The sequence below is a fragment of the Holdemania filiformis DSM 12042 genome (assembly GCF_000157995.1).
GTDB classification, from domain to species: Bacteria; Bacillota_I; Bacilli_A; order Erysipelotrichales; family Erysipelotrichaceae; genus Holdemania; species Holdemania filiformis.
The window spans coordinates 176,916-184,394 of record NZ_GG657552.1; the positions used below are offsets into that span (position 1 = coordinate 176,916).

The 7,479-nt window shown below is 50.5% G+C and carries 7 protein-coding genes; all 7 read left to right on the forward strand.

Annotated elements, in window-relative coordinates; translation table 11 throughout:
- The first annotated feature begins 430 nt into the window (after positions 1-430).
- A complete protein-coding gene (locus HOLDEFILI_RS01665) occupies positions 431-1,564 on the forward strand; it encodes a glucose-1-phosphate adenylyltransferase (protein ID WP_039863674.1) in 1,134 nt (377 codons plus the stop codon).
- Between the two features lie 13 nt (positions 1,565-1,577).
- Complete coding sequence (gene glgD / locus HOLDEFILI_RS01670; RefSeq protein ID WP_006057611.1) at positions 1,578-2,693, forward strand: glucose-1-phosphate adenylyltransferase subunit GlgD; 1,116 nt, start codon at positions 1,578-1,580, stop codon at positions 2,691-2,693.
- Positions 2,694-2,705: 12 nt separating this feature from the next.
- Positions 2,706-4,142, forward strand: coding sequence for a glycogen synthase GlgA (gene glgA / locus HOLDEFILI_RS01675; RefSeq protein ID WP_006057612.1), 1,437 nt, complete (start codon positions 2,706-2,708; stop codon positions 4,140-4,142).
- 220 nt (positions 4,143-4,362) lie between these two features.
- Positions 4,363-5,559: a phosphoglycerate kinase gene (locus HOLDEFILI_RS01680; RefSeq protein WP_006057613.1), complete on the forward strand. Its 1,197-nt coding sequence runs from the start codon at positions 4,363-4,365 to the stop codon at positions 5,557-5,559.
- A gap of 4 nt (positions 5,560-5,563) precedes the next feature.
- Positions 5,564-6,307 carry a triose-phosphate isomerase gene (tpiA, locus tag HOLDEFILI_RS01685; RefSeq protein WP_006057614.1) on the forward strand — a complete coding sequence of 248 codons (744 nt, stop codon included), beginning with the start codon at positions 5,564-5,566 and terminating at the stop codon, positions 6,305-6,307.
- 62 nt (positions 6,308-6,369) lie between these two features.
- Positions 6,370-6,558 carry a LiaF transmembrane domain-containing protein gene (locus tag HOLDEFILI_RS01690; protein ID WP_039863675.1) on the forward strand — a complete coding sequence of 63 codons (189 nt, stop codon included), beginning with the start codon at positions 6,370-6,372 and terminating at the stop codon, positions 6,556-6,558.
- Positions 6,559-6,629: 71 nt separating this feature from the next.
- Positions 6,630-7,479, forward strand: an 850-nt coding sequence (gene eno, locus HOLDEFILI_RS01695; protein WP_006057616.1) for a phosphopyruvate hydratase, incomplete at its 3' end; no start/stop codon positions are given.

Consider the following 7,479-nt stretch of genomic DNA (forward strand, 5'->3'; position numbering starts at 1 on the left):
GCCTGAAAATACGCTGAAATAACGGAATAACGGCCGTTATTTTATTTTTTATCAACCTTAAATTGGAAGCGGTTACGGTGAAGGTAATAATTTTAGTTGGAAATTAGAGAAATCCGGATAAAATTGATTTGACCGCAAAGATTGTGAAATAATTAGATGAAAGAGAAAATGAATTTGAAACCGTTTACTTTTTAATAAATTTCTGTTTTTGTCGCAAAATGACAAAATTTTTCCGGAAAAACGTTTAAAAAATAAGTTAAATTCGTTCTAACCCGGATTTTCCAGGCCGTTTCGCAAATAATTTTGATTATCAACTGAAAATGTACGTTTTTAAATTTTGAAGAACAGACGAAATATGATTTTTAATCTTTGAAAAACAGACGCGAACACGCTATAATAAAATCATAGAGAAACTATGGGGGCTAAAAGTATGAAACAAAATAATATGGTTGCCATGATTTTAGCGGGAGGACGCGGAAGCCGTCTTCTTGATCTTACAAAAAAAGTCGCTAAACCGGCAGTCTACTTCGGCGGAAAGTATCGTATTATCGACTTTCCTTTAAGCAACTGTGCCAACTCGGGAATTTCCGTTGTCGGCGTTTTGACGCAGTATGAATCCGTTCTGTTGAACTCCTATGTTGCCCGGGATCACCACTGGGGACTGGATGCACGCGACAGCGGTGTCTTCGTTCTGCCGCCGCGGGAAAAGGATAAGACCGGATTGGGCTTATACCGCGGCACAGCCGACGCGATCACGCAGAATATCGACTTCCTGGATCAGATGGAAGCGGAATATGTGCTGATTCTGTCCGGCGACCACATTTACAAGATGGATTATGCCAAGATGCTGGCGCACCACAAAGCCAACAACGCGGACGCGACGATCGCCGTTCTGGCCGTTCCGTTAAAGGAAGCAAGCCGTTTCGGCATCATGAACACGGATGAAACCGACCGGATTATTGAATTCGAGGAAAAACCGGCGAAGCCGAAGAGCAATCTGGCTTCGATGGGCATCTATATCTTCAATTACAAGACGCTGCGCAAATATCTGACCGCTGATGAAAAGGATCCGAATTCCGAACATGATTTCGGCAAGGATATCATCCCGGCCTTCTTACGCGACAACAAGGTTCTGACGGCTTACCGCTTTAAGGGCTATTGGAAAGACGTCGGAACGATCGACAGTCTGTGGGAAGCGAACATGGACTTGTTGAATCCGGACAACGAGCTGGATCTGGGCGATTCCCAATGGAAGATTTACACCGAGGACGTACCGACGCCGCCGCAGTTTATCGGCGAGGAAGCGGTTGTTGAAAACTGTTATATCAACCAGGGCTGTATCGTCAACGGCAATGTGAAGAACTCTGTGCTGTTTACCAACGTGGAAGTCGGCAGCGGCGCACAGGTCGTCGATTCTGTCATCATGCCGAACGCCGTGATCGGCGAGGGTGCGAAGGTAACCCGCTGCATCGTCGCGGACAACGTGGAAATCAGTCCGGGCGCCGTTGTCGGGCACAAGGACAGCGAACATATCGAACTGATCGCAAAAAAGAGAGTGAAATAAGGGGGACGGAAGTATGTGTGACGCATTAGGAATTATCAACTTTGAAGACGCCTGTGTCGATATCACAGGTCTGATGGATTACCGCCCGGCCTCTGCGATCTCCTTTCTGGGTCGTTACCGTTTGATCGACTTTATGCTTTCCAACATGACCAATTCCGGGATTTCCCAGATTGAAGTGTTCATTAAAGACAAACCGCGTTCTCTGATCGAGCATCTGGGCAACGGCCGGCAGTACAACATCAACTCCAAGCGCGGACGCCTGAGCATTCTGTATGGAGAAAACCGGATTATGTCGGAGGTTTACAACCACGATATCGCCAACTTCATGGACAACATCCAGTACATTGAAGAAGTCAATAAGCCGTATGTCATCATTGCGCCAAGCTATATGATTTACCAGATCGACTTCAATGAAGTTCTCAAATATCACGCGGAAAAGAATTCCGACGTCACCGTTATCTACAAGTCGACGGACAACGCCAAGGAAGAATTCATCGGCTGCGACACCTTGTCGATGGACAAGGACAAGCGGATCGTCGCGTTTGAAAAGAACCGCGGCAAATACAAAACCCGCAATGTTTCCCTGGAAGCGTATGTCATGACGAAGAAGCTGTTTTTGGAATTAGTCCGCAAAGCGGCCAACACCAGCTCGCTGTATTGGTTCAAGGATATCCTGGCTGACAGCTGCGACGATCTGCGGATCAACGGTTATGCGTTTAAGGGCACGGTTTACTGCATCAACAGCCTGCGCAGCTACTTCAAGGCGAACATCGAACTGCGCACGCATGCCAAAGCGCGTGAATTATTCAAAGAAGACTGGCCGATCCACACCCGCACCAACGATTCCGCACCGTCTCAATATATGCCGGAAGCGAAGATCCGCGGCTGTTCGATTGCCAACGGCTGTCATATCGAAGGCAACGTGGAAAACTGCGTTATCGGACGGAATGTCATTATCAAGCGCGGCGCGGTTGTTAAAAACAGCGTCATCCTGCCGGGAGCCTACATCGGCGAAGGCGCGAAGCTGGATCATGTCATCGTCGATAAAGCGGCGATCGTCAACCATGTTAAAAAGTTAGTGGGAACCGACGATTCTCCGATCTATGTCAAACGCAGAGATCGGATTTAAAGGAGGGGTCTTATGAAATCAGTATTGTTTGTCGCGGCGGAAGGTTTGCCGTATATCAAGACCGGCGGACTGGCGGACGTGATCGGCTCGCTGCCGAAGATCTTAAATGAAAAGGGCATGGATGCCCGCGTCGTGCTGCCGCTGTATAAACGAATTGCTGAAAAATACCGCGGCGAGTTCACGAAGCTGAAAACGATCCCGATCCATGTCGGCGTGATCGACACGGTTGCGACGATTTATCAGTCGCAATGGGAAAATGTTACCTATTATTTCATCGAACATGCCGGTTATTTTGAAAGAGACGGATTATACGGCTATCCGGATGATGGCGAACGCTTTGCTTTCTATCAGAAAGCGGTGCTGGAAATGCTGTGGGCGATTGATTTCTTCCCGGATATCATGCACTGCCACGACTGGCATACCGGCATGATTGCGGCGATGTGCCACATTCAGTATCCGGATGATCAGCGTTATCAGCAGATCAAACACATGTATACGATTCATAACCTGGCGTTCCAGGGTAATTTCCCGGCTGATGTGCTGACGGACTGCCTGGGAATTGACCGGCGTTATTTCGACGACGGCTCGATGCGTTTCCACAACGGCATCAGCTTCATGAAGACCGGCATTATTTTCTCGGATAAGATCACGACGGTTTCGCCGTCCTATTCCCAGGAAATCCTGACGGCGCAGTATGGCGAGCAGATGGATGAAGTGCTGCGGTTCAGACAGAGCGATCTGTACGGCATCGTCAACGGCATCGACACGAAGATGTGGGATCCGATGACCGATCCGGCGCTGCCGGCGCATTACAATGCGGAGACCGTACTGGAAGGCAAGCGGGCGAACAAAGCCGCTGTTCAGAAAGAGCTGGGCCTGCGGGTGGCGGACGACGTGATGATGATCGGCATCGTTTCACGTCTGACCTGGCAGAAGGGCGTCTATCTGATCATTGAAAAGATGGCGGATATCATGGGCCTGGACGTTCAGTTTGTCGTTTTGGGCACTGGTGAAACGCATATCGAGAACCAGTTTAAGATGATGGAAGACAAGTATCGCCGCCGTGCCGTGTATTACTGCGGTTACAATGACGAACTGGCGCACCGGATTTATGCCGGCTGCGATCTGTTCCTGATGCCTTCGCTATTTGAACCGTGCGGAATCGGACAGCTGATCGCGATGCACTACGGTTCGCTGCCGTTGGTTCGGGAAACCGGCGGTCTGCGCGATACGGTTCATCCGTACAACCAGTACACCAAGGAAGGCAACGGGTTCAGCTTTACGGCGTTCAACAGCCATGACATGCTTTACACGCTGCGCTGCGCGGCTGACGCTTACTACCTCAATCGGGCGGATTGGGATCAGCTGGTTCAGCAGGCGATGGGCACGGATGTCAGCTGGAACTTGTCGGCCGATCAATATACCAAGCTGTATAACGAGATGGATTAAGGAGCGGAAACGCTCCTTTCTTTTTGAAATTCCGAGGCTGAAAATTCATCAGCTCTCAGTGAGAATTTTGGGCCTGAAGAAGGGGAAAATCGACATTGCCGCACTCTTGTCTAAAGAAAGCGCTATCACCTTGATAAGATGATCACAAGCAGCTTTTTCCTAGTTTACTTCACTTCTTCCGGGTGTTATAATTTGAAATGTAAAAGGAGGAATTCTTAACATGGCAAAACAAACTGTTCGTGACCTTGATGTTAAAGGAAAACGCGTCCTGGTTCGCGTCGACTTTAACGTACCTATCAAAGATGGAAAAATTACCAATGATAACCGGATCGTATCCGCTCTGCCGACGATTAACTATCTGACGGAGCATGGCGCAAAGGTTATCCTGATGTCGCATCTGGGCAAGATCGATCATAAAGATCCTGAAAAGTGCGAAGCAGGCAAGAAAAAGAACAACATGGCTCCGGTTGCCGCACGGCTGCAGGAGCTGGTTTCCGGCAAAGTTACCTTCGTTCCGGTAACCCGCGGCGAAGAACTGGAAAACGCGATCGCGGCGATGAACGAAGGCGATATCGTCCTGATGCAGAACACCCGTTATGAAAAGGGCGAATCCAAGAATGATCCGGATCTGGCTGCGTACTGGGCTGGTTTAGGCGATCTGTTCGTTTCTGATGCGTTCGGCTCAGTTCACAGAGCGCACGCTTCCACCGTCGGTATTGCGACGCATCTGCCAAGCGCCTGCGGCTTCCTGGTTCAGAAAGAAATCGAGAACCTGAGCGCGGCGATCGACAATCCGAAGCGCCCGTTAGTCGCAATTTTAGGCGGCGCGAAAGTTTCCGATAAGATCGCTGTCATTGAGAACCTGCTGAACATCGCGGACAAAGTCATTGTCGGCGGCGGCATGGCGTACACCTTCTTAAAAGCTCAGGGAAAAGAAATCGGTACATCCCTGTTAGAAGAAGACCGGATCGAAATGGCGAAGGAATTTTTGGCTAAGGGCGGCGACAAGCTGGTCCTGCCGGTAGACTCTGTTGTTGCCAACGCGTTTGAAAACGCAACGGAAGTCAAGACGGTCAGCAATGACGAAATTCCAGCGGGCTTTATGGGCCTGGATATCGGACCGAAGTCTGTCGAACTGTTCAAAAAAGAACTGCAGGGCGCTAAGACGGTTGTCTGGAACGGACCGATGGGCGTCTTCGAGAACCCGGCTTATGCCAACGGCACCATCGAAGTCTGCAAGGCGATCTCCGAGCTGCCTGACGCAATGACGGTAATCGGCGGCGGCGATTCCGCGGCAGCGGCGATCCAGCTGGGCTTCAAAGATAAGTTCACGCACATTTCCACTGGCGGCGGCGCTTCCCTGGAATACATGGAAGGCAAGGAACTGCCGGGCATCGCAATCATTCAGGAGAAATAAATCAATGAGAAAACCAATTATTGTCGGAAACTGGAAAATGAATAAGACCTGCGCGGAAGCGGTCAGCTTCATCAATGAAATTGAACCGAAGCTGCACGACGGCGCAGATTACGGCATCGCGGCTCCGTTCACAGCGCTGAAGGACTGCGTCAATACGGCGAAGGGCCTGATCGTTGCGGCGGAAAACTGCCACTTTGAAGACAACGGCGCGTTCACCGGTGAAGTCAGCGTACCAATGCTGGAAGAAATCGGTGCGAAATGGTGCATCATCGGCCATTCCGAACGCCGCCAGATGTTCAACGAAACAGACGAAACGGTCAACAAGAAGGCTAAGCGTTTAATCGATGCGGGGATCACACCGATCCTGTGCATCGGCGAAACTGAAGCTCAGTTTGACGCCGGCCAGACCGAAGAAGTCATCCGTGCGCAGCTGAAGGGCGGCCTGGAAGGGCTGTGCCCGAAGTGCGTAGCCAAGATGGTTCTCGCTTATGAACCAATCTGGGCGATCGGCACCGGCAAGAGCGCGACGAAGGAAATCGCGCAGAACTGCTGCCACATCGTTCGCGACCTGGTTCGCGTGATGTTCGGCGATGAAGCGGCGGAAGGCGTCCGCATCCAGTACGGCGGATCCGTTAAGCCGAACAATATTAAGGAATACATGGCCATGGAAGATATCGACGGTGCTCTGATCGGCGGAGCTTCGTTGAAAACGGATTCCTTTGAAGAAATCATCAACGCTACAAAATAAGGTAAAATGACAAAATTCCCATCGATCCTCTGTCTATAATGAAGCCAAAAGGAGGCGTCGTTATGAAAAAGAGGATCGGCGGGATTCTGATTGTTTCCGGCGCCATCTTGTTGCTGAATCCGACTCTGGACGTCCAACAGCTGATGGCCGGCATGGAAACGATGCTGGTCAGCTACTGGCCGGTATTGCTGATCGTTCTGGGCCTGGCGCTGCAGAACGACGGCAGAAAAACAAAGAAAACACACCGTTAGCATTTGACTTTTCCCCGAATGAAAAAGGGAGAAGGAAAATAGAACAGGTAATCACAAGGAGGAAATTGAAGATGCCTAGTATTATTGATGTTTACGCACGCGAAGTCCTGGACTCCCGCGGCAACCCAACTGTTGAAGTCGAAGTGACGACAGAATCCGGCGCTTTCGGACGCGCGATCGTTCCATCCGGTGCATCCACTGGCGAAAGAGAAGCACTGGAACTGCGTGACGGCGATAAGAGCCGTTTCATGGGTAAGGGTGTAACGAAGGCGGTTGCCAACGTTAACGATATCATTGCCGACGCTGTCTTAGGCATGGATGTTACCGATCAGAACGCGATCGACAAAGTCATGATCGAACTGGACGGCACGAACGATAAGTCCAAACTGGGCGCGAACGCGATCCTGGGTGTTTCCATGGCTTGCGCACGGGCCGCTGCAGATTACTATGATATGCCGCTGTATAAATATTTCGGCGGATTCAACGGCAAGACGCTGCCAGTTCCGATGATGAACGTCTTAAACGGCGGCAGCCATGCGGATTCCACGGTTGATTTCCAGGAATTCATGATCATGCCGGTTGGCGCAACTTCCCTGAAGGAAGCTGTCAGAATGGGCGCTGAAACGTTCCACAACCTGCGCAAAGTCTTAAAGGGCAAAGGCTACAACACGAACGTCGGTGATGAAGGCGGCTTCGCTCCTTCCTGCGTTGAAGGCAATGAAGAACCGCTGAAGCTGATTGTTGAAGCGATCAAGGCTGCGGGCTATGTTCCGGGCAAGGATATCTGCATCGCGATGGACGTTGCGGCCTCTGAATTCTACAACGAAGAAACCGGCAACTACGATCTGGAAAAATCCGGACAGGGCACAAAGACCACGGATGAAATGATCGCCATGTATGAAGAATGGGTTGAAAAGTACC